Raw genomic sequence first — 20,433 nt, forward strand, 5'->3', positions numbered from 1 at the left:
ATGGCGGAATCCACCCGCGCGCACGTGCTCGACGACCTCCGGCTGGTGCGCTCGCCGAGCGATCCGACGCTCTCGCCGGACGGCAGCCGGGCGGTGTACGTCCTGCGCGAGGTCGACGGGGACGACAACACCCGGTCGCTGTGGTCGGTCGGGCGCGACGGCGCACCGCGCCGGCTCACCCGGGGCAGGGCCGACTCCGCGCCCCGGTTCTCGCCGGACGGCCGCACGATCGCGTTCCTGCGCGAGGGGCAGCTCTGGCTGCTGCCCGTCGACGGGGGCGAGCCGGAGGCGGTGACCGAACTGGCCAACGGCGCGGGCGTGCCGGTGTGGAGCCCCGACGGCGGCCGGATCGCGTTCGCCGCGCCGGTCGGCGGCACGGCCGCGGGCGACCCGGTCGTGACGTCGAGCCTGGTGCACAAGATCGACGGCGCGGGCCGGTTCCGCGGCATGACCTCGCGGCTGCACGTGCTGGACCTGGCGGACCGGTCGGTCGAGCAGGTCACCGACGGCGCGACGTTCGTCGGCATGATCGCCTGGTCGCCGGACGGGACGCGGCTGGCGTTCACCGACGGGCTCGCGATCGACCGCGCCGCACCGCTGCACGTGCTCGAACTGTCCACTTCGGACATCACGACCACGGGTGACGGCGCGGTCGGCGGGGTGGCCTGGATCGATGACGAGCCGCTGCTGATCGCCACGCCGGCCGCCGGGGTGCACAACAACGTCCTGGTGCGCGACGGCAAACCGATCACCGCCGAGCTCGACCGCAACGTGATGCCGGGCGGCGGGGGCTACCCGGGCGCGCTGCCGCAGAGCACCGGGTCCGCCCTGCTGTTCTGCGCGCGGGACAACGGGTGCACGCACCTCTACGCCTACGAGGGCGGGTCGATCCGCAAGCTCGTCGGCGGCGACCACGTGGTGTCCGGGCTGTCGGTGGCCGGTGACGCCGCCGTCGTGGTCGTGTCCACGCCGGACCACTTCGGCGAGGTCGCGTTCGTCGACACGGCCACCGGCGAACTCGACTTCGTCACCTCGTACGTCGAGGACTTCACCGATGTCCGTTACGCCAGGCCGCAAGCGCGGTCGTTCACGATCTCCGACGGCGTCGAGGTGCACGGCTGGCTGCTGCGCCCACCGCACACCACCGGGCCGTCGCCACTGCTGGTGGACGTGCACGGCGGCCCGCACAACGCGTGGAGCCCGGTGCGCGACTCGGTGCACCTGTACCACCAGGTGCTGGTCGAGCAGGGCTGGTCGGTCCTGCTGCTCAACCCGCGCGCCAGCGACGGGTACGGCGAGGAGTTCCTGCGCGGTGCGCTCGGCGGCTGGGGTTCGGCCGACGAGAACGACTTCCTGGAGGCCGTCGACGCCCTGGTGCGCGACGGCCTGGTCGACCCGGACCGGTTGGCGCTCACCGGGTACAGCTACGGCGGCTTCATGTCGTGCTGGCTGCCCACCCGGACCGACCGGTTCCGCGCGGTGGTCGCGGGCGGTGTGGTGGCCGACCTGTCCAGCATGTCCGGCACGTCCGACGTGGGCTCCATGCTCGCCCGGTTCGAGATCGGCGACGTCGGGCTGCTGCGCGAGCTGTCGCCGGTCACGCACGCCGACAAGGTGCGCAGCCCGACGCTCGTGCTGCACGGCGAGGCCGACGACCGGTGCCCGGTCGGGCAGGCCGAGCAGTGGTACCACGCGCTGCTGGCCTGCGGGGTCGAGACGGAGCTGGTGGTGTACCCCGGTGGCAGTCACCTGTTCATCCTCGACGGCAAGCCGTCGCACCGGCTGGACTACAACCGGCGGGTGGTGGACTGGGTGGTGGCCCACACCGGAGGGCGGTCGGCGGATGACGACCGTTCCTGACACCGGGCCGGCGCGTGCCGCCGCGAACGCCGCGACGACGTCCGGGGTCGTCATCCGGGAGCTGCACGAGGTCGGCGACATCGCCGAGGTCGACCGGCTGTTCTGGGACATCTGGCGGCCCAGCCCCAACAACGTGCCGGTCACCAACGAGCTGATGCGGGTGTTCGCGCACTCCGGCAACTACGTCGTGGGCGCGTTCGTCGACGACCTGATGGTGGGCGCGACCGTCGGGTTCCTGGCCGCGCCGGCGGGGCGGACGCTGCACTCGCACGTCACCGGCGTCCGGTCGGGGACGCGCGGGCGGTCCGTGGGGTTCGCGCTGAAGCTGCACCAGCGGGCGTGGGCGCTGGACCGGGGGCTGGACACCATCACCTGGACGTTCGACCCGCTGGTGCGCCGCAACGCGTACTTCAACCTGGCCAAGCTCGCCGCGACCGCCGTGGAGTACCTGCCGGACTTCTACGGCGAGATGGACGACGGGATCAACGGCGTCGGGGCGAGCGACCGGCTGCTGGCGTCGTGGGACCTGCGGTCGCCGGAGGTCGCGGCGGCGTGCGACGGGAAACCGGCGGAGCCCGGTGCGGGCAGTATGGCGGGCAGTGCGGCGGGGACTGTCGCGGGCAGTGTCACCGTGCGGGTGCCGGCGGACATCGAGTCCCTTCGGGCCACCGACCCGGACCAGGCCGCCGAGTGGCGGCTGCGGGTGCGCGACGAGCTGGGGTCGCGGATGCGGGCGGGCGCGAAGGTGCTCGGCTTCGCCCGTGACGGCAGTTACGTCATCGCCTGAACGTGAACCGGTGCACGGCCTGTGAAAGGTCGTGCACCGGTTCGCACCGACGCGTGCGGAGCGACCCCGCGCACCGCGCGTACCGACGCGCCGGCGGCAGCGCGGCTCGGACCATCCCGGCGCGCGATGGCGGCGGGCCGTCGGCGATGCTGTGGGCGTGGAGTACGTGTCCCGAGTGCCGCGACCGCCGCTGGACGGGCTGATCGACGACCTCTACTACCTGGAGGGTGCGTCGCCGTACGACCGGCTGACGTTGCCGCCGATGCCGGCGGCGCTGCTCGTCGTCAACCTCGGGGCGCCGTTGCGCATCCGCGCCGGCACCGACATCGAGATGGCCGAGTACGCCGACGGCTGCGTGCTCACCACACCCACCCGCGCGGTGGAGTTCGGCTACCCGCTCCGGACCCGGTCCGTCGGCGTGCACTTCAAGCCGTGGGGGTTGGCGCCGTTCCTGCCGATGCCCGCGGCCGAGCTGCGGGACCGGCCGGTGACGGTGGAGCAGGTGTGGGGCCGGCCCGCCGTCGCCGGGCTGCGGGACCGGCTGGCCGCAGCGGACGGACCGCGCGAGATGCTGACGCTGCTGGAGGAGGAGCTGGTGCGACGGCTGTCCGAGAACCCCGGTCTCGGGCTGGTCCGCCACACGAGCGGCGTCATCGCGGCGACCGGCGGGGCGGTGGCGATCGGCGACCTGGGCGAGGCGGCCGGTGTCAGCGGCACTCATCTGGCGCAGCGGTTCAAGGAGCTCGTCGGCGTCACGCCGAAGCGGCTGGCCCGCACCTACCGCTTCGCCGCCGCCGTGTTCGCGATCGACCCCGCCGGACCGGTCGACTGGGGCCGGCTCGCCGGTGCCGCGGGCTACTTCGACCAGGCCCACTTCGGCCACGAGTTCCGGGCGTTCACCGGGCTCACGCCGACCCGGTACGTCGAGGTCCGGCGACGGTTCCTGCGCGAACACCCCGGCCACGCGCTGGACGGCTGGCCGCTGCCGGCCGATTGATTTCCTACAAGAGCGACAGCCCGCGACCCGCTAGTTTCGACGCCACCGGCGAAACAGAGGAGAGCCCGTGGGCAAGGTGGTCATGTACAGCTCGGTGTCGGTGGACGGCTTCGTCGCGGACGACGACGACCAGCCCGGACCGCTGTTCGACTGGTTGTCCGGCGGTGACGTCCCGTTGGACGGGAGCGGCGCGCTGAAGGTGTCGCAGACCTCCTACGACTACACCCGGCCGTACTGGGACCGGATCGGGGTGACGATCGTCGGCCGCCACGTCTTCGACCTGACCGACGGCTGGGACGGCGAGCCGCCGGGCGGGATCGACCACGTGGTCGTCGTGACGCACCGGCCGCGGCCCGAGGGCTGGGACCCCGGGGCGCCGTTCCACTTCGTCGACGGCGTCGAGGCGGCCGTGGCCAAGGCGCAGGAACTGGCGGGTGACCGCCTGGTCGAGGTCGCCGCCGGCGACGTCGGCGGCCAGGTGCTCGCCGCCGGCCTGGTCGACGAGGTGCGCATGGACGTCGTACCCGTCGTGTTCGGGTCCGGCAAGCGCTACTTCGGGTCGGTCGACGCTCGGCACCTGTTGGAGGACCCGGACGCGGTGATCCAGGGCAACCGGGTGCTTCACCTGCGCTACCAGGTCCGCCGCTGACCGGTCCGAGCCCGGACGCGAAGAAGTCGACCGCGAACGGGTGACCCAAGATCGGGGCTGCGTCAGCGCGTCGCTGTCCCTGGTCGGGCAGTTGCCGGGGTCCGCACCTGCCGACGCGTCGGCCGCCCGGCGCCAGGCCGCCGAGCGTCGTCACTCGCGCATCCCGATCGCGTCCACGGGCCTCGCCCGCAACGCCAGCCGCGTCGGCACGCCCAGCGCCAGGAAGCCGAGCAGCGCGGCGAACCCGATGATCCCGAGGTAGACCCCGATCGGCCCGCTCGGCACCGGCGTGCCCATGAAGCCGACGCTGAGCAGCACCAGCGGCAGGGCGGCGATCAGCGTGCCGACCACGACCGCGATGCCCACCAGCGTGCCCGCCTCGGCCCGCATCATCCGGACCACCTGCCGGCGGGTGCCGCCGACCAGCCGCAGCAGCGCGAACTCGCGCCGGCGCTGCGCCGTGGAGAGCACCAGCGTGTTGGCCACCGCGATGGCGATGTAGCCGAGGATCACGCCCACCGCGACCAGGTTCACCCAGAACTGGACGTACCGGTCACCGCGCTCGGCCGGGCCCAGCTCGCCCTGGCCCATCGTGGTCAGGCCGGGGTACCGCTCGCCCAGCCGGGTCAGCTCCGCCCGTACCGCCGCGTGGTCCGCGCCGGGCTCCAGCTTGACCAGCGTCGAGCTGTCCAGCCTGGTCGTGCTGTGGGCGCGGGCCAGGTCGGCGGGCAGCACGTAGCCGCCGTAGGCCAGGTCGCGCTCGTAGACGGCGACCACCTTCAGCGTCGCCTGCTGCCCGTCGTCCAGGTACAGCTTGAGGTCGCCGCCGAGCGCGACCTCCTGGCTGCCCGCCTGGTTCTCGCTCACCGCGACCGTGTTGCCGCGCAGGTCGTCCAGCGAACCGGACGTGACACCGAGGTCGACGTTGTCCCCCACCTGGTTCAGACCGAGCGCGGGCATGCGGTGCGCGCGGAGCTGCCGGCCCCCGCCGGCCGTCTCGCCGACCTCCTCGGTGAGGACGGTCACCTGCGTGCGGACCATCGACCCGGCCGCGGCGACGCCGTCGATCCGCCGCGCGGCCTGCGCCACCTCGGGGGAGACGCCGCCGGGCGCGGTCACCGCGTAGTCGGTCTTCATGACCTGCTCGGACTCCTGCACGGCGGCGGCCGTCGCCACGGTCTGGCTGAAGAAGTTGACCACCGCGAAGGCGATCGAGAGCATCAGCGGGGTCAGCGCGGAGGCCAGCCGGCGCAGGTTGGCCCGGTTGTTCGCCGCCGCCAGGTAGCCGGTGACGCCCAGCTTCGACAGCGGCGCGGTGACCAGCCACATGATCGGCGCGACGGCCCGGGGCCCGAGCAGCGCGACGCCGATCACCGCGAGCAGCGCCGACAGGCCCGCCATGCCCAGCGCGATCTCGGTGTGCAGGTACAGCGGGACGGTGGCCATCGCGACGCTGCCGGCCAGGAACACCAGGCCGATGAGCGTCCGCACCCAGCCGACGTCACGCCGTTCGACCGACGCCTCGCCCAGCGCCTCGGTGGGCGGGATGCGGGACGGCTTGCGGGCCGCGATCGACGCCGACAGGCGCGCCACGCCGAGCCCCGTCAGGAACGCGACGAGCAGCGGGATCGGGCCGACGGACAGCGCGAAGTCGGCCGGCATGACACCGATCTCGACGAACGCCTCGCGCAGGCCCTGCCCGACGAAGACGCCCGCCCCGGCACCCAGCGCGGCGGCGACGCCCGCCACCAGCACGACCTCGGAGCCGATCAGCTTCGCGATCTGCCTGGGGGTGGCCGCGATCGCCCGCAGCAGCGCGATCTCCCGCCGCCGCTGGTCCATCGCCAGGGTCAGCGTGCCGGCCACGACGAAGCCCGCCACGAGCAGCGCGATCCCGCCGAACGACCCGGAGATCGCCATCAGCATCACCCGCGACTGGCCGACCGAGGCGAACTCGACCGTGCCCCGGTCCTGGCCGGCGGCGACGATCACGTGGTCGTCCTTGAGCGCCTCCTCGACCCGGTCGGCGAGGTCGGCCGCGTCACCGTCGGCGAGCACGCCGATGGCGTGGAACCGGCCCTCGGTGCCGGCCAGCCGGGTGGCCTGCTCGGCGGTGAAGTAGAGGCCGGTCTGCTTGGCCAGCCCGTCCTTGCCGGCCGGTGCGGCGATGCCGACCACGTCGTAGCCGACGGGGGTGGACGTGGTCATCACGTCGAGCCGGCCGCCGACGGCGATCCCGGCCCGCTGGGCCAGCGAGGCGTCCACCACCACCTCGTCCGCCGAGCCGGGCTGCCGCCCGTCGCGCAGTTCGTAGGGGGTGAGCACGGCGGAGTCCCAGTCGTGGCCGAGCACCTCGACCAGACCGCCGCCGGTGACCGCGCGGGCGGCGAACGTGGTCTCGCCGACCACCTTCCCGACGCCGGGCACGGCCTCGATCCTGCCGACGAGGTCGCGGGACACCGTGGGCAGCGTCCCGACCTGCTGCGCGTCCATCACGTTGACGCCCTCGGGCTTGATCGACTGCTCGCCGCCGACCACCACCGCCGCCGCCGCGTACCGCTCGGTGGGCACCCCGGACCGGATGCCGGACTCCATCAACATGCCGCACGCCGCGACCACCGCCGAACCGCACAGGACCGCGATGAACGCGCCTATGAAGGCGAGCTTGCGCGCCTTGACCAGCTGCCACGCCAGACCGCGCACCGTCACCACTCCCCGAGACCGGTCAGGCGGCGCACGATCTCGTTCGGCGTCGGCTGGTGCAGCTCGCCGGCCAGCCGGCCGTCCGCGAGGAACACCACGCTGTGCGCGAACGACGCCGCGATCGGGTCGTGGGTGACCATCAGCACGGTCTGGCCCACGGTGTCCACCAGGCCGCGCAGCAGCTCCAGCACCTGCCGGCCGGTCCGGGTGTCCAGCGCCCCGGTCGGCTCGTCGGCGAGCAGCACCTCCGGCCGGGTCACCAGGGCCCGCGCGATGGCCACCCGCTGCTGCTGGCCGCCGGACAGCTCGGCCGGGCGGTGGCCCAGCCGGTTGCCGATGCCGACCCGCTCCACGATCTCGCGCAGCCAGCCCTGGTCGGGCTTCACCCCGGCGAACCGCAGCGGCAGCGTGATGTTCTGCTCGACGGTGAGCGACGGGATCAGGTTGTAGGCCTGGAAGACGAACCCGATGCGCTGCCGGCGCAGCTCGGTGAGCGCGTTCTCCGACATCCCGGCCAGGTCCGTCCCGCCCAGCAGCACCCGGCCCGACGTCGGCCGGTCCAGCCCCGCCGCGCAGTGCAGGAACGTGCTCTTGCCCGACCCGGACGGGCCCATCACCGCGGTGAACGCGCCACGGCGCAGCCCGACCGTGACACCGTCCAGCGCGGTGACCGCGTTCGCGCCCGAGCCGTAGACCTTGCTCACCGACTCCAGCCGCAACGCGGTGTCCACGGTCACCGTTCCTGCCACCATCACACGTTCCCCTCCATCGACTTCCTGCTGGTGGCAAGCCTGCCGTCCGGGGCACGCGGATTCGATCCCGCTGACGAGCCAGTGGAGGTAGCGCCTGCACTACCGCCCGGGACGGGGGTGGTCGGCCACAATCGGAGGCATGACCACGCTGACTCCCTTGTGGACCGCCGTGCGCTACGTGCTGGTGGGCGCGGTCACAGCGGTCCTGTCGATCTTCGCCCTGGCCGCGCTGGGCGTCGTGCTGGCGCTGTGCCTGATCGGGGTGGGGCTGCCCGCCCTGCCCGAGGTGCTGCGCCTGGTCAGGCCGCTGATCGCCTACGACCGCGAGCGCGCCGGCCGGTACCTGGGCACGCCGATCGCCGAGTCGTACGAGGTGCTGGACGGTCCGGCGCTCACCCAGGCCGCGACCGCGATCGCCGACCCGGCCAACCGCCGTGACCTGGGGTGGCTGGTCGTGCACGGGTTCGGCGGGATGCTGCTCGCCGGACTGGTCGTCGGCTTCCCGTTCAGCGCGGTGAACAACCTGCTGATCCCCGCCTACTGGTGGCTGGTGCCCGGCGGCGTGGAGACCTCGTTCGGGCTGGTCGTGGACTCGTGGGCGACCGCCGCGACCACCCCGGTGGCGGCCGCGGTGTTCGCCTGGCTGACCGTCCAGACACCCCGGTTCGCCCGGTGGCACGCGCTGCTGGCGCGCCGGCTGCTCTCGCCGCCGGAGGGCGTGCGGCTGACCGACCGGGTGGCCGAGCTCACCGCGTCCCGGGCGGGCGCGCTGGAGGCGCACGGGGCCGAGCTGCGGCGCATCGAACGTGACCTGCACGACGGCGCGCAGGCCCGGATCGCCGCCGTCGTGATGCAGCTCGGCATCGCCGACCAGATGCGCGAACGTGACCCGGACGCGGCGTTCGCGCTGGTCAGGAAGGCGCAGGACACCGCGACCGACGCCTTGGCCGAGCTGCGCGACGTGGTGCGCAGCATCTACCCGCCGGTCCTGTCCGACCGGGGCCTCGACGGCGCGGTCTCGGCGCTCGCGGCCCGCTGCCCGGTGCCCACCGCGCTGGAGGTCGCCCCGATCGGGCGGCGGCCGGCGGCGATCGAGGCGGCGGCGTACTTCATCATCGCCGAGGCGCTGACCAACATCACCAAGCACTCGGCGGCGCGGGCCGCGTCGGTCCGGCTGGACGCGTCCCCGGACCGGCTGTTCATCACGGTCAGCGACAACGGGCGGGGTGGTGCGGACGGCGAGCTCGGGACGGGTATCGTCGGCATCCAGCGCCGTGCCGACGCGTTCGACGGCCGCGCCGACCTGAGCAGTCCGCCAGGCGGGCCGACCGTGTTGCGAGTGGAGCTCCCTTGCGGGTTGTGATCGTCGAGGACGACGTGCTGCTGCGCGAAGGTCTGACCCTGCTGTTGGGCAACGCGGGCATGACGATCGTCGCTGCCGTGGACAACGCGACCGAGTTCCTGGCCGCGATCAGGGACGACCGGCCGGACGCCGTGGTCACCGACGTGCGGCTGCCCCCGACGTTCACCGACGAGGGCCTGCGCGCCGCGTCCGAGGCCCGCCGCATCCACCCCGGCCTGCCGGTCCTGGTGCTGTCGGCGTACGTGGAGAACAGCTACGCGGCCGAACTGCTGGCCGACGGCGCGGGCGGCGTCGGCTACCTGCTCAAGGAGCGGGTCGGCAAGGTCGAGCGGTTCGTCGAGGCGCTGACCCGGGTGGCCGAGGGCGGCACCGCGATGGACCCCGAGGTCATCTCCCAGCTGCTCGTCCGCCGCAAGCCCGACGACCCGCTGGCGACGTTGACCGCGCGCGAGCGCGAGGTCCTCTCGCTGATGGCCGAGGGCCACAACAACGCGACCATCGCGGGCACCCTGGTGGTGAGCGAAGGCGCGGTCCTCAAGCACATCCGCAACATCTTCACCAAGCTGAACCTCCCGAACGACGACGGCGGCCACCGCCGCGTGCAGGCGGTCCTGGCGTACCTGAACGCCTGACCGCCTCAGGTACGGGCTCGGAGCCGGGCGGTCGGCCGGCGTGCTCCCGGGCGGTGCCGTCGAGCGAACGACCGTTGCCGTCACGTGGCGAACGTCGCCTTTCTCAGGTCGGTCACCTTCGTCGGGCCGGCGGACGTGGCCAAGTGCGCTGCTGAGATCGTTGTGTGATCCCCGGTTCGGTGGTGTGGCGAGTTCCGCCCTGCTGACGGCTGCCCTCTTCCCGAACGGGGCCGTCTTCGGACGACGTGGTCTCCGGAGGCGGTCCCCCGTTGTCCGGAGTTGCCGGTGCTCGGCGTGCTGGGCGCGCACCGCCACCGGCGGGAGGAGTGGCTGGTGGTGTCGTTGTGGCGGCTCGCCCCGGCGCTCACACCGGGGCGGGCCGCCGGTGTTACTTCAGGGCTTCCAGCGCCCGGTTGAGGGCGGTGACGTTGACGCCGGGCTCGCCGAGGATGCCCGCGCCCCGGCCGTCGGTGTGGTCGGTGACCAGTCGCCGCACCCGATCCTCACCCAAGCCGTTCACGCGGGCCACTCGGGGCACCTGGAGTTCGGCGTAGGCGGGGCTGATGTGGGGGTCGAGCCCCGATGCGGAGGCGGTGTAGGCGTCCTGTGGCACCAGGTCCGCCGAGACCCCTTCGCGTTGTGCCACAACGGCACGGCGTTCGGCGACGACGGTGTCGTAGTCGGCGTTGCGCTCGCTCTTGTTGGAGCCGCCAGATGCGGGCAGCGTGGCCGTCGACGGGCGGGTGTGGAACCACTCGTCGCCCTCGCGGTCGATGCCGACCAGGGTGGTGTCGACGGCTTCGGCGTTGGCGTGCAGGCCGGGCAGCCGCGAGACCGCCCAGACGGCGGTGGGGTACAGGACCCCGGTGATGACGGTCAGCACCAGCAGGACGCGGAGTCCGGCGAGGGCTTGCTTGGCGAAGTTGGTCACGGGTCACCCGATTCCGGGGATGAGTCGGACGAGCAGGTCGATCAGCCAGATCCCGACGAACGGGGTGACCACGCCGCCCAGCCCGTAGATGAGCAGGTTGCGCCGCAGCAGCGCGGAGGCGCTGGAGGGCTGGTAGCGGACTCCGCGCAGCGCCAACGGGATCAGCACCACGATGATCAGCGCGTTGAAGATCACGGCGGAGAGGATCGCGGACTGCGGCGACCCGAGGTGCATGATGTTGAGCCGGTCGAGCTGCGGGTGGATCGCGGCGAACATGGCGGGCAGGATCGCGAAGTACTTCGCCAGGTCGTTGGCGACGCTGAAGGTCGTCAGCGCGCCCCGGGTGATCAGCAGCTGCTTGCCGATCTCGACGATCTCGATCAGCTTGGTCGGGTCGGAGTCGAGGTCGACCATGTTCCCGGCTTCCTTGGCCGCCGAGGTACCGGTGTTCATCGCGACGCCGACGTCGGACTGGGCCAGGGCGGGGGCGTCGTTGGTGCCGTCGCCGGTCATCGCGACCAGCTTGCCGCCCTCCTGCTCGGCCCGGATGAGCGCCATCTTGTCCTCGGGCTTGGCCTCGGCGAGGAAGTCGTCCACGCCGGCCTCGTCCGCGATCGCCTTGGCGGTCAACGGGTTGTCGCCGGTCACCATCACCGTGCGGATGCCCATCGAGCGCAGTTCGGCGAACCGCTCGCGCATGCCGGGCTTGACCACGTCGGAGAGCCGGATGACGCCCAGCACGGTGTCGTCGTCGGCGACGACGAGCGGGGTGCCGCCCTGCGCGCTGATCTCGTCCACGACGGCCCGGGTCGACGCGTCGAGGGTGAACGCGCTCGCCGCGCCCTTGCGGATGCGGCGGTCGCCGAGGTCGATGCCGCTCATCCGGGTCTGCGCGGTGAACGGGACGAACTCGCCGGCCTTCTCGGCGTCGGTCGGTTCGGTGCCGCGACCGTGCTCGGCGGCGCAGAGGTCGAGGACGCTGCGGCCTTCGGGGGTGCCGTCGGCGAGGCTGGACAGGCGTGCGGCGTCGACCAGGGCGTCCATCGTGGTGCCCCGGACCGGGATGAACCCGGTGGCGCGGCGGTTGCCCCAGGTGATGGTGCCGGTCTTGTCCAGCAGCAGGGTGTCGATGTCGCCGGCGGCCTCGACGGCCTTGCCGGACGTGGCCAGCACGTTGCGCTGCACCAGGCGGTCCATGCCGGCGATGCCGATCGCCGACAGGAGCGCGCCGATCGTGGTGGGGATCAGGCACACCAGCAACGCGGTCAGCACGATCACCGACTGCTCGCCGCCGGAGAAGATCGCGAAGGGCTGCAACGCGACCACGGCCAGCATGAAGATGATCGTCAACGTGGACAGCAGGATCGTCAGCGCGATCTCGTTCGGCGTCTTCTGCCGCTGCGCGCCCTCGACCAGAGCGATCATCCGGTCCACGAACGACTCGCCCGGCTTGGTGGTGATCCGCACGACGATCCGGTCCGACAGCACGGTGGTGCCGCCGGTCACGGCCGAGCGGTCGCCGCCGGACTCGCGGATGACCGGGGCGGACTCGCCGGTGATCGCCGACTCGTCCACGGTGGCGATGCCCTCGACCACGTCGCCGTCGCCGGGGATCACCTCGCCCGCCTCGACCACGACCAGGTCGCCGACCTTGAGCTCGGTGCCGGGCACGGTGCGGCCGTCGGTGAGCCGCGCGACGGCGTCGGTCTTGGTGCGGCGCAACGACTCGGCCTGCGCCTTGCCCCGGCCCTCGGCCACGGCCTCGGCCAGGTTGGCGAACAGCACGGTGAGCCACAGCCACACCGCGACCGCGATGGTGAACGCGCCCGGGTCGCCGATCGCGAACACCGTGACCAGGATCGACCCGACCCACACCACGAACATCACCGGGTTGCGCAGCTGGTGGCGCGGGTGGAACTTGCGCAGCGCGTCCGGGAACGAGGTGAGCAGTTGGCGGGGGTCGAACACCCCGGCGGACACCTGGTGGCCGAGGTTGCGGGCGTGCCGGTCCCGAATCTTCTCGGGAGTCCTTTGTGGACGGTCGGTGGTGGTGATCACAGCAGTGCCTCCGCGATGGGACCGAGGGCGAGAGCGGGGACGAAGGTGAGCGCGGCGACCAGCACGATGCTGCCGCCCAGCAGCGACGCGAACAGCGGGCCGGTGGTGGGCAGCGTGCCCGCCGTCACCGGCACCTTCTTCTGCGCCGCGAGGGAACCGGCCAGGCAGAGCACGGCGACGATCGGCACGAACCGGCCCAGCGCCATGCAGACCCCGAGCGAGGACTGGAACCAGTCGTTGGTCACCGTGATGCCGCCGAACGCGCTGCCGTTGTTGTTCGACGCCGACGCGTAGGCGTAGAGGATCTCGGACAGGCCGTGCTCGCCGGTGTTGTTCAACGCCCCTTGCGTGCTCGGCAGGATCGCCGCGATGCCCGCACCGATCAGCAGCACCGTCGGCATGGCCAGGATGGACACCGCGGCGGCGGTCACCTCGCGGCGACCGAGCTTCTTGCCCAGGTACTCCGGGGTGCGGCCGACCATCAGGCCCGCCAGGAACATCGCGATGACCGCCATCACCAGGATGCTGTACAGGCCGGTGCCGACACCGCCCGGTGTCATCTCGCCGAACAGCATGTTGAGCAACGTCCCGCCGCCGCCCAGGCCGGTGTAGGAGTCGTGCATCGAGTTCACCGCGCCGGTCGAGGTGGCGGTGGTGGTGTCGGCGAACAGGGCGCTGGACGGGATGCCGAAGCGGACTTCCTTGCCCTCCAACGGGCGCAGGCCGTTGGCCTCGGCGACCCAGATCACCGCGAGCATCGCCGCCCACAGCGTGCCCATCACGCCGATCAGCACGTGGCCCTGCTTGCGGTCGCCGACCAGCGTGCCGAACGTGCGGGTGAGGCTGACCGGGATCACCAGGATCAGGAAGATCTCGATCAGGTTGGTCCAGCCGTTGGGGTTCTCGAACGGGTGCGCGGAGTTGGCGTTGAGCACGCCGCCGCCGTTGGTGCCCAGTTCCTTGATGACCTCCTGGCTCGCGACGGGCGCGGTGGCGACCGACTGTCCGTCGACCGTGACGCCGGACTGGAAGCTCATCACCACGCCGAGCGCCACCAGCACGATGGCGAACAGGAACGACACCGGCAGCAGGATGCGGATCGTGCCGCGCACCAGGTCGACCCAGAAGTTGCCCAGGCGATCGGTCTGGTGGCGCACGAACCCGCGCACCAGCGCGACCGCGACGGCCAGGCCCACGGCGGCGGAGACGAAGTTCTGCACCGTCAGGCCGATGAGCTGGACCGAGTGGCCCATCACGGTTTCCGGCACGTAGGACTGCCAGTTCGTGTTGGCCACGAAGCTGATGGCGGTGTTGAACGCCATGCCGGGTTCGACGTTGCCCCGGTCGAAGTTGAACGGCAGCACCGACTGGACGCGCTGGACCACGTACAGGAAGACGATCCCGACGAACGAGAAACCCAGCACGCCCAAGGCGTACGAGCCCCAGCGCTGTTCGGACTCCGGGTCGACCCGCGCGATCTTGTAGACAACACGCTCGACGCGCGAGTGCTTGGTGCCCGTGTAGACGCGCGCCATGTAATCGCCGAACGGCCGGTGGACCACGGCCAGCGCGACGATCAACAAGCCGACCTGGAGCAGGCCGGCCGCAGTGGAGGACATCAGAACTTCTCCGGCCTGATCAGAGCGACGAACAGGTAGCCGATCAACAGCAGGGCGAGCACGCCCGCAACGACGTTCGCCACCGCCCCGGTGCCGCTCACAGCTTCTCCAGTCCGCGCACGCCCAGCGCCAGCAACACGAAGACACCGATCAGCAGCAGCGCATAAGCCAGATCGGCCATGTGCGTGCTCCCTTCCGACTGTTCAGGCCGTTTGGACAGGCCACTCGCCGGAAAGGGTGCATCAGGAAGTAGGACGTACTGACGCGCCTGATGCGCCCTTGACACGCCCCTGCACCATCTTTACGCGTCGTTGACGAGCGGGAGACGCGGCTCTCACGAGGGTGTCCACCCGAACGGACCAACGCGAGCACGGGGCGTGACGACAGTTGCGTCGAACTCCGTTGTGCCGAATCCCATTGGCTGCCGGCACGAACTGGGAGCAGGTAACCGATGGCCGGGTACACCACCGTCCCGATCGCCGAGCAGGTCGGGATGATCCGGGTGGAGAACCTGCGGCACGTGCCCGCGCTGGTCGCCGCCGCCGGCATGTGGCGGACCTCGCGCTCGTGGCTGGAGGAACGGCACGCCGCCCTGATGGGCGCGGTGGACGACCTGCGCGCGCAGTGGCACGGCAACGCGGGCGCCCTGTTTCGCGACCGGGTCCTGGCCGACGCCTCGGCCCTGTCGTCGTGGTCCGGGCCGGCCCTCTCACCGCGGTTCCCGTTCCTCCCGGCGTCGCTGTTCGGCAGCGTCGCCACCTCCGGCGTGGTGGACCGGATCACCGGGCTGGTCACCGCGATCCGGCAGACCTCCGCACTGGTGGAGCGGCTGTACGCCGACTACGAGCGGCTGCCGGCCGACCGGAAGGCCGCCGCGACCGCGACCACCCAGCGCCTGACCGGCGAGGAACTCGACCGCCTCGCCCCGAAGTACGACGCCGTCGCCGCCGCGATGGACGCCGCCGCCGGCCCGCGCTGGACCGGGCCCCGGGGCGGTGCGGACGGGGTGCCGCCGGTGTACCCGCCGCACTCGCCGCAGCAGAACACCGGACGCCGAGGAGAGGACCTGTGACCACCGACAAGATCGACGGCACGGCGGCCGACGTGACGTCGGCGGCCAAGCTCGTCTCGTCCGGCGCGAAGTTCGCCGAACAGGGCGTCAAGCTGCTGCGGCAGGCCGGCTCAGGATGTGGGGCGAGCGGATCGACGGCGCCCAGGTCGTGGAGACGCTGACCACGCTGCCTCCGCCATCCCCCAGGCGTTCCAGACCGTCTCGGGCCTGTACGAGGGCTACCTCGCGGCGATCTCCAGCCTGGCCAGGGCGACGGGCACCCTGTCACCGCCGCTGCCCACCGGACACTTCGCCGGCGGCGGTGGCCCGGCGGCGTTGTCGGGCCCGCCGATGGCGATGGGTCTGCCCATCGGCCCCCGTTCGCCACGAGTGCGGCGGCGGCAGGTCGGTCCGCCGCTCGCCGCCCGGTGCCGGAAATCCGGCTGGGCGCGGTGGCGGCCACGCCGTCCAGGTCGCCGGCCATGTCACCGGTGATGCCGCCGCAAGGCCACCAACAGCAGGGGACGCTCAGGCCGGCACAGACCGCGCCGTCCGGTCGTTCCCGGACGGCCAAGCGGCCGGCCGACGCCACCGACGGCGTGCCGCGCTTGCACGGCGGGCCCGGTGCGGTCGCCTACCTCTTCGCGACCCGGTAGCCGCCGGGCACGCCCCGTGCCACGTACCGCCGCCCCATCGCCCGTCGCCCCGTCAGTCGCGTGGAATCGCCTCGATCCGCTCCCGGTTGCGCTCGCCCCACTCGCCCAGCGGCAGCACCGCGGCCATCAGCGAGCGGCCGAAGTCGGTCAGCGAGTACTCGACCTTCGGCGGCACGCCCGGGTGTGGTTCGCGGTGCACCAGGCCGGTGTGCTCCAGCTCGCGGAGCTGGGTGATCAGCACCCGCTCGCTGATCCCCGGTACCGCCCGGTTCAGCTCCCCGAACCGCAGCGGGTCGGCGTGCAGCTCCCAGAGGATCAACGGCTTCCACTTGCCGCCCAGCACGTCGAGGGCGGCGTCCAGTCCGCAGGTGTACGTGCGGTGCTTCACCTGACCTCCCGGCGAAAAGATCAGTACCCGATCTAAAAGACGGTACTTGATCAGCCGGTCCGGTGCTCCCAGCATTTGACCGGGCAGACGATCAGCGCTGGAGGACGAGATGGACAGGACACCGGTCACCGTGGTCGGGCTCGGCGCGATGGGCCGCGCCCTGGCCCGCGCGTTCGCGGCCGCCGGCCACCCGACGACGGTGTGGAACCGCACGCCCGGCAAGGCTTCCGCGCTGGTCGAGGAGGTCGGCGCGGTCGAGGCGGCCGACGTCGCGGCGGCGGTCGCGGCGAGCCCGCTGGTCGTCGCGTGCCTGACGACCTACGAGGCGACCACGGCGGCGTTGGCACCGGTCGACCGCCTCCCCGACCTGGTCACGCTCAACTCCGGCACCCCGGCCGGCGCGCGGCGGATGGCCCGCTGGGCGGCGGAGCGCGGCGCGCGGTTCCTCGACGGCGCGGTGAAGAACGTCCCGGAGGCCGTCGGCGCGCCGGGCACCCAGCTCTACTACAGCGGCGATGAAGCGGTGTTCGCCGAGCACCGGGACACCCTCCGGGTGCTCGGCGGCGACACGTCGTTGCTGGGCGCGGAAGTCGACCTCGCGAAGCTGTACGAGGCCGCGGTGGGCGCGACCCTGCTGCCCGCGCTGCTCGGCTTCCTCGAAGGCGCGGCGCTGGTCACCCGGCGCGGGCTGCCCGCCGCGTCGCTGGTGCCGCACAGCGTGAAGTGGCTGGAGATGATCGCCTCCATCCTGCCGGTGGTGGCGGGCGAGGTCGACGACGCCGACTACACCCGGCTCCAGGCGTCGGTGGGGCTGTTCCACGAGGGCGTCGTCCACGACGGCGAGCTGGCCGAGGAAGGCGGGCTCGACCTGAGTTGGCACGAGCCGATGCACGACCTGCTGCGCCGCGCGGTGGCCGGGGGCAGGCAGGACCAGAGCATCTCCGCCCTGGTCGAACTCCTGCGCGCCCCCGTTCAGCCGGTGCGCGGCGACGGGTAGTCGCGTCCGTCCACAGCAGACTGTGAACGCCGGGGCGCGGCGGGCGTCCGCGACCCGGTTCCCGGTAAACCGCTTCGGGGGTTACCGATTCCTGCGGAGACGGCGGTCCGGTGGTCCAGGCAGGTGGTTGGAGTCACCCGTCGGACTGGCGACCGCGCCATGGACTGGAACAACGGCGGTGATCGTGACAACGATGGACGCAGGCCGTTGTGCCCCAAGGATCGCCTGCGGCGCGGCGGCGGTCGGACTCCGCAGAACACGAGGGGAAACCAGATGGCCACGTACCAGACCGAGATCAGCACCGGCGGCGGCGGTTGGCAGAAGGACGCCGACCTGGTCCTGAGCATCACCAACCGCAACGCCGTCGTCCCGGCGAGCGGCGCGCCCGCCACGGGCACGACGGTGACGTGGAGCTCGACGAACGGCGACGGCTCCGTCACGTTCTTCGACAGCGGGAGCAACTTCCAGGGCACCGCCCAGTTCCCGAACGAGGGCCCGGTCGGATACCGGGGCCGGCGCGTGAGCTGACCACCCGGTGCGGCCGGCCCGGCAGCCGAGGTCGGCCGCACCACCCCACTACGATCACCGGCACCACGATGTCCACTGTGGACAGCATCGGACGTCGACCATGTCGGCGTCCGATTCGACGCACTCGCCGTTCCGCGAACACCGGGCCGCCGGGGCGAGCCCCGATCGGGCGGTCCGGACGACCGTCCACAGCGACCCACGACGACCGACCACGCCGGACGGCCACCCCGGACAGCCACCCCGGACGACCACGTGAGCCGACCGCGTCAGCCGACGGCCCGCGACGACCCGCGACGACCACACCGTCATTCCACGTCACGTGGAAAAACGACTCTGGTGTGGGCAACGCGGAATGCGGTGACATTGGGATGGGTGAAGGGCACCATCTTGTCTGTCGTTGACGTAGGGACGCCGCATGGAGGGTTTACCAGACGAACCCCCGGACTCCGCGCCGGGCGGTGTGGGGCTGCCCGCCGGCCTCGTGCGCTACCTGGGCGGCAGCGACACCGCCGGGGACTCGGACGCGGTGATCGTCGAGCACATCCGGGAACGGGGCTTCGCCGATGACGTGTGGGACGCCCTGCGCACCCGGCTTGTCGTCTACGGCCTGGGCTTCGTTACACCGCTGATCGGGTCCGGGGCGATCTTCGCTAGCTGCCGGCGGCGCGGCTGGCGGCTGTACCAGCAGGCCGTGCTGCCCGAGGACGCCGAAGAGCTCGGCATGGACGTCGTCCAGGATGGCCTAACACTGTTCGCCGAGCGTGGGATCGCCGGGCGGCAGTGGTCCCCGGCGGGCGGGCTGAGCCTGCGCCGGTACTTCGAGAACGCGTGCGTGCTCAGCTTCCCGAACGTGTACCGCAAGTGGCAGCGCGCCCGGCGGGACTGGCAGGACGTCGAGCTGCTCGACGCCTGGACCCCGGTCGAGCGGTACCGGGGCGGCCGGTCGCCGGAGGACGAGGTGGTCGAGCGGGTGGCCGTGGACGCCCTGTTCGAACAGCTCGGCCAGGACGCCGGTACTGTGCTGTTCCTGCACGACCAGAACTTCTCGCACGCCGAGATCGCGGAACTCCTGCGCCTGACCCCACGAGCGGTGGAGGGGCGGCTGCGCCGGGCCCGGCAGACGGCCCGCGCGTCGATCCTGGAAGGAGACCGCTGATGTCGACGACGAACCTCTCGTCCGGAACGCACCGCCGGACCTCGCCCGCCGAGGTGGCCGGCTCCTCGGTCGCCGACGACGTGTCGACCGGGATCGCCGCCCGGGTGACGCCGGACGCGGCCCGCGCGGTGGTCGAGCGCACCGCCCGGACCCGACCGGAAACCCCAGGTCCCAGGCCCGCGCCGCTGGTGTCCGACGAGCAGGTCGCCGAGGCCGTGGCGGGCGACCGCGACGCGACCGGGGCGCTGCTGGCCGCGGTGCGCCCGATGATCGTCCGGTACTGCCGGGCGCGGCTGGGCCGGGACGGCCGGGCGTCGGTGACCGCCGACGACGTCGCGCAGGAGGTCTGCCTCGCCGTGCTCGGCGCCCTCCCCGCCTACCGCGCGCAGGGGCGGCCGTTCCTCGCCTTCGTGTACGGGATCGCGGCCCACAAGGTGGCCGACGCCCACCGGTCGGCGGCCCGCAACCGGTCGACCCCGGTGGCCGACCTGCCGGACGGACCCGACCCTGGTCTGGGGCCCGAGCAGCGGGCGCTGGCCGACGACCTGTCGCGCCGGATGGCCGACCTGCTGCGCGTGCTGCCCGAGAAGCAGCGCGAGATCGTGCTGCTGAGGGTGGTCGTCGGGTTGTCGGCGGAAGAGGTCGCCGAGGCCGTGGGCTCGACACCGGGAGCGGTGCGGGTGGCCCAGCACCGGGCGCTGAACCGGCTGCGCGAGACGCTGGCCGCAGAGCCCGACCGCATGGAGCGGTAACCCGGCCAGGCAGTCCGACAGTCCGGCAGTCCGACCGGGCAGTCCGGCAGTCCGACCAGGCGGGCCGGTGGCCGGGCCGGGCGGGCCGGTGGCCGGGCCGGGCGGTCCGGCCACCGGGCCGTTCTAGGCCGGTTCGTCCAACCGGACGGAGATGGTCACCCGGCCCTTGGGGTCGCGGCGCGCCACGCCGTGCCCCGTGCGGTCCCGGCCGTCCAGCACCAGCGAGAGCGGACCGCCGTCGCCGGTGAAGTTGCGCCACCACGTCTTGGCGTCCGGCAGCCGGACGCCGATCACGACCACGTCACCGGTCCGCCGGTACCCGACCGGCGTGCTGAACGTGCGCCCCGACCGCCGCCCGACGTAGGTCACGCTGGTGATGTGCCGGCCGACGTACCGGCCCCAGCGCGGGGACACCCGCAACGCCTCTACGCCGGCGTTGACCCCGCCGACCGCCCGTTCCACGCATGCTCCGCCACGTCGCACAAGTCCTCCTGTAGGCCGATGTCCGACGCTAGCAAGCGAAGTGGAGCACCCCGTCCACTTGACCTAAAGTG

At 72.4% G+C, this 20,433-nt stretch carries 22 protein-coding genes; 12 read left to right on the forward strand and 10 right to left on the reverse strand.

Annotated elements, in window-relative coordinates; all coding sequences use genetic code 11:
* From BN6_RS32525 to BN6_RS32540, 4 genes are all read left to right on the forward strand, one after another.
* Positions 1-1,860 (forward strand): S9 family peptidase, encoded by a 1,860-nt coding sequence (locus BN6_RS32525; RefSeq protein WP_015104094.1) that lies wholly within the window; start codon positions 1-3, stop codon positions 1,858-1,860.
* Positions 1,844-2,647 carry a hypothetical protein gene (locus BN6_RS32530; RefSeq protein ID WP_015104095.1) on the forward strand — a complete coding sequence of 268 codons (804 nt, stop codon included), beginning with the start codon at positions 1,844-1,846 and terminating at the stop codon, positions 2,645-2,647. Before BN6_RS32525 ends, BN6_RS32530 begins: the two co-directional genes overlap by 17 nt.
* A 175-nt stretch (positions 2,648-2,822) precedes the next feature.
* The gene (locus BN6_RS32535) at positions 2,823-3,644 is read left to right on the forward strand and encodes a helix-turn-helix domain-containing protein (protein WP_041318876.1); all 822 of its coding nucleotides are present in this window, start codon (positions 2,823-2,825) and stop codon (positions 3,642-3,644) included.
* Positions 3,645-3,711: 67 nt separating this feature from the next.
* Positions 3,712-4,293, forward strand: coding sequence for a dihydrofolate reductase family protein (locus BN6_RS32540; RefSeq protein ID WP_015104097.1), 582 nt, complete (start codon positions 3,712-3,714; stop codon positions 4,291-4,293).
* Positions 4,294-4,443: 150 nt separating this feature from the next.
* Here the strand turns inward: BN6_RS32540 and BN6_RS32545 are convergent, their stop codons facing one another.
* Positions 4,444-6,996 carry an FtsX-like permease family protein gene (locus tag BN6_RS32545; RefSeq protein WP_148303110.1) on the reverse strand — a complete coding sequence of 851 codons (2,553 nt, stop codon included), beginning with the start codon at positions 6,994-6,996 and terminating at the stop codon, positions 4,444-4,446.
* Positions 6,997-6,998: 2 nt separating this feature from the next.
* Positions 6,999-7,748 (reverse strand): ABC transporter ATP-binding protein, encoded by a 750-nt coding sequence (locus BN6_RS32550; protein WP_041314866.1) that lies wholly within the window; start codon positions 7,746-7,748, stop codon positions 6,999-7,001.
* Between the two features lie 139 nt (positions 7,749-7,887).
* Here BN6_RS32550 and BN6_RS32555 point away from each other — a divergent pair, with 139 nt between their 5' ends.
* Together BN6_RS32555 and BN6_RS32560 are read left to right on the forward strand one after the other, a co-directional pair.
* A complete protein-coding gene (locus tag BN6_RS32555; RefSeq protein WP_015104100.1) occupies positions 7,888-9,111 on the forward strand; it encodes a sensor histidine kinase in 1,224 nt (407 codons plus the stop codon).
* Positions 9,099-9,743, forward strand: coding sequence for a response regulator (locus tag BN6_RS32560; protein ID WP_015104101.1), 645 nt, complete (start codon positions 9,099-9,101; stop codon positions 9,741-9,743). The genes BN6_RS32555 and BN6_RS32560 overlap by 13 nt, the downstream gene beginning before the upstream one ends.
* A gap of 388 nt (positions 9,744-10,131) precedes the next feature.
* Here the strand turns inward: BN6_RS32560 and BN6_RS32565 are convergent, their stop codons facing one another.
* The 5 genes from BN6_RS32565 to BN6_RS46180 are packed head-to-tail and all read right to left on the reverse strand — an operon-like array spanning position 10,132 to position 14,637.
* Positions 10,132-10,674, reverse strand: a complete 543-nt coding sequence (locus BN6_RS32565) for a potassium-transporting ATPase subunit C (RefSeq protein WP_015104102.1) — start codon at positions 10,672-10,674, stop codon at positions 10,132-10,134.
* A gap of 3 nt (positions 10,675-10,677) precedes the next feature.
* Entirely contained in the window at positions 10,678-12,729 is a 2,052-nt protein-coding gene (kdpB, locus tag BN6_RS32570; protein WP_041318879.1) for a potassium-transporting ATPase subunit KdpB, read from the reverse strand.
* Positions 12,729-14,351: a potassium-transporting ATPase subunit KdpA gene (kdpA, locus tag BN6_RS32575; protein ID WP_015104104.1), complete on the reverse strand. Its 1,623-nt coding sequence runs from the start codon at positions 14,349-14,351 to the stop codon at positions 12,729-12,731. The genes kdpB and kdpA overlap by 1 nt, the downstream gene beginning before the upstream one ends.
* Positions 14,351-14,452 (reverse strand): K(+)-transporting ATPase subunit F, encoded by a 102-nt coding sequence (kdpF, locus tag BN6_RS32580; RefSeq protein WP_015104105.1) that lies wholly within the window; start codon positions 14,450-14,452, stop codon positions 14,351-14,353. The genes kdpA and kdpF overlap by 1 nt, the downstream gene beginning before the upstream one ends.
* Positions 14,449-14,637: a hypothetical protein gene (locus tag BN6_RS46180; protein ID WP_148303111.1), complete on the reverse strand. Its 189-nt coding sequence runs from the start codon at positions 14,635-14,637 to the stop codon at positions 14,449-14,451. The genes kdpF and BN6_RS46180 overlap by 4 nt, the downstream gene beginning before the upstream one ends.
* Before the next feature lie 165 nt (positions 14,638-14,802).
* Between BN6_RS46180 and BN6_RS32585 the strand changes: the two genes are divergently transcribed.
* A complete protein-coding gene (locus BN6_RS32585) occupies positions 14,803-15,423 on the forward strand; it encodes a WXG100 family type VII secretion target (RefSeq protein WP_015104107.1) in 621 nt (206 codons plus the stop codon).
* Entirely contained in the window at positions 15,420-15,584 is a 165-nt protein-coding gene (locus tag BN6_RS47110) for a hypothetical protein (RefSeq protein WP_015104108.1), read from the forward strand. Before BN6_RS32585 ends, BN6_RS47110 begins: the two co-directional genes overlap by 4 nt.
* Before the next feature lie 57 nt (positions 15,585-15,641).
* On the opposite strand, the gene BN6_RS49835 is transcribed toward BN6_RS47110, so the two are convergent.
* On the reverse strand, positions 15,642-15,773 hold the full coding sequence (locus tag BN6_RS49835) for a hypothetical protein (RefSeq protein WP_269454292.1): 132 nt from the start codon (positions 15,771-15,773) through the stop codon (positions 15,642-15,644).
* 337 nt (positions 15,774-16,110) lie between these two features.
* Positions 16,111-16,446, reverse strand: coding sequence for a winged helix-turn-helix transcriptional regulator (locus tag BN6_RS32595; RefSeq protein ID WP_041314875.1), 336 nt, complete (start codon positions 16,444-16,446; stop codon positions 16,111-16,113).
* 109 nt (positions 16,447-16,555) lie between these two features.
* Here BN6_RS32595 and BN6_RS32600 point away from each other — a divergent pair, with 109 nt between their 5' ends.
* The 4 genes from BN6_RS32600 to BN6_RS32615 all read left to right on the forward strand — a co-directional run bounded on the left by BN6_RS32600 (position 16,556) and on the right by BN6_RS32615 (position 19,879).
* Positions 16,556-17,443 (forward strand): imine reductase family protein, encoded by an 888-nt coding sequence (locus BN6_RS32600; RefSeq protein ID WP_015104110.1) that lies wholly within the window; start codon positions 16,556-16,558, stop codon positions 17,441-17,443.
* 273 nt (positions 17,444-17,716) lie between these two features.
* A complete protein-coding gene (locus BN6_RS32605) occupies positions 17,717-17,971 on the forward strand; it encodes a hypothetical protein (RefSeq protein WP_015104111.1) in 255 nt (84 codons plus the stop codon).
* 415 nt (positions 17,972-18,386) lie between these two features.
* Positions 18,387-19,127: an RNA polymerase sigma factor gene (locus tag BN6_RS32610; protein ID WP_015104112.1), complete on the forward strand. Its 741-nt coding sequence runs from the start codon at positions 18,387-18,389 to the stop codon at positions 19,125-19,127.
* A gap of 185 nt (positions 19,128-19,312) precedes the next feature.
* Positions 19,313-19,879 carry a sigma-70 family RNA polymerase sigma factor gene (locus BN6_RS32615; RefSeq protein ID WP_041318882.1) on the forward strand — a complete coding sequence of 189 codons (567 nt, stop codon included), beginning with the start codon at positions 19,313-19,315 and terminating at the stop codon, positions 19,877-19,879.
* 123 nt (positions 19,880-20,002) lie between these two features.
* On the opposite strand, the gene BN6_RS32620 is transcribed toward BN6_RS32615, so the two are convergent.
* The gene (locus tag BN6_RS32620) at positions 20,003-20,362 is read right to left on the reverse strand and encodes a hypothetical protein (RefSeq protein ID WP_015104114.1); all 360 of its coding nucleotides are present in this window, start codon (positions 20,360-20,362) and stop codon (positions 20,003-20,005) included.
* Positions 20,363-20,433: the final 71 nt, after the last annotated feature.

This window comes from Saccharothrix espanaensis DSM 44229, from assembly GCF_000328705.1.
Classification (GTDB): domain Bacteria; phylum Actinomycetota; class Actinomycetes; order Mycobacteriales; family Pseudonocardiaceae; genus Actinosynnema; species Actinosynnema espanaense.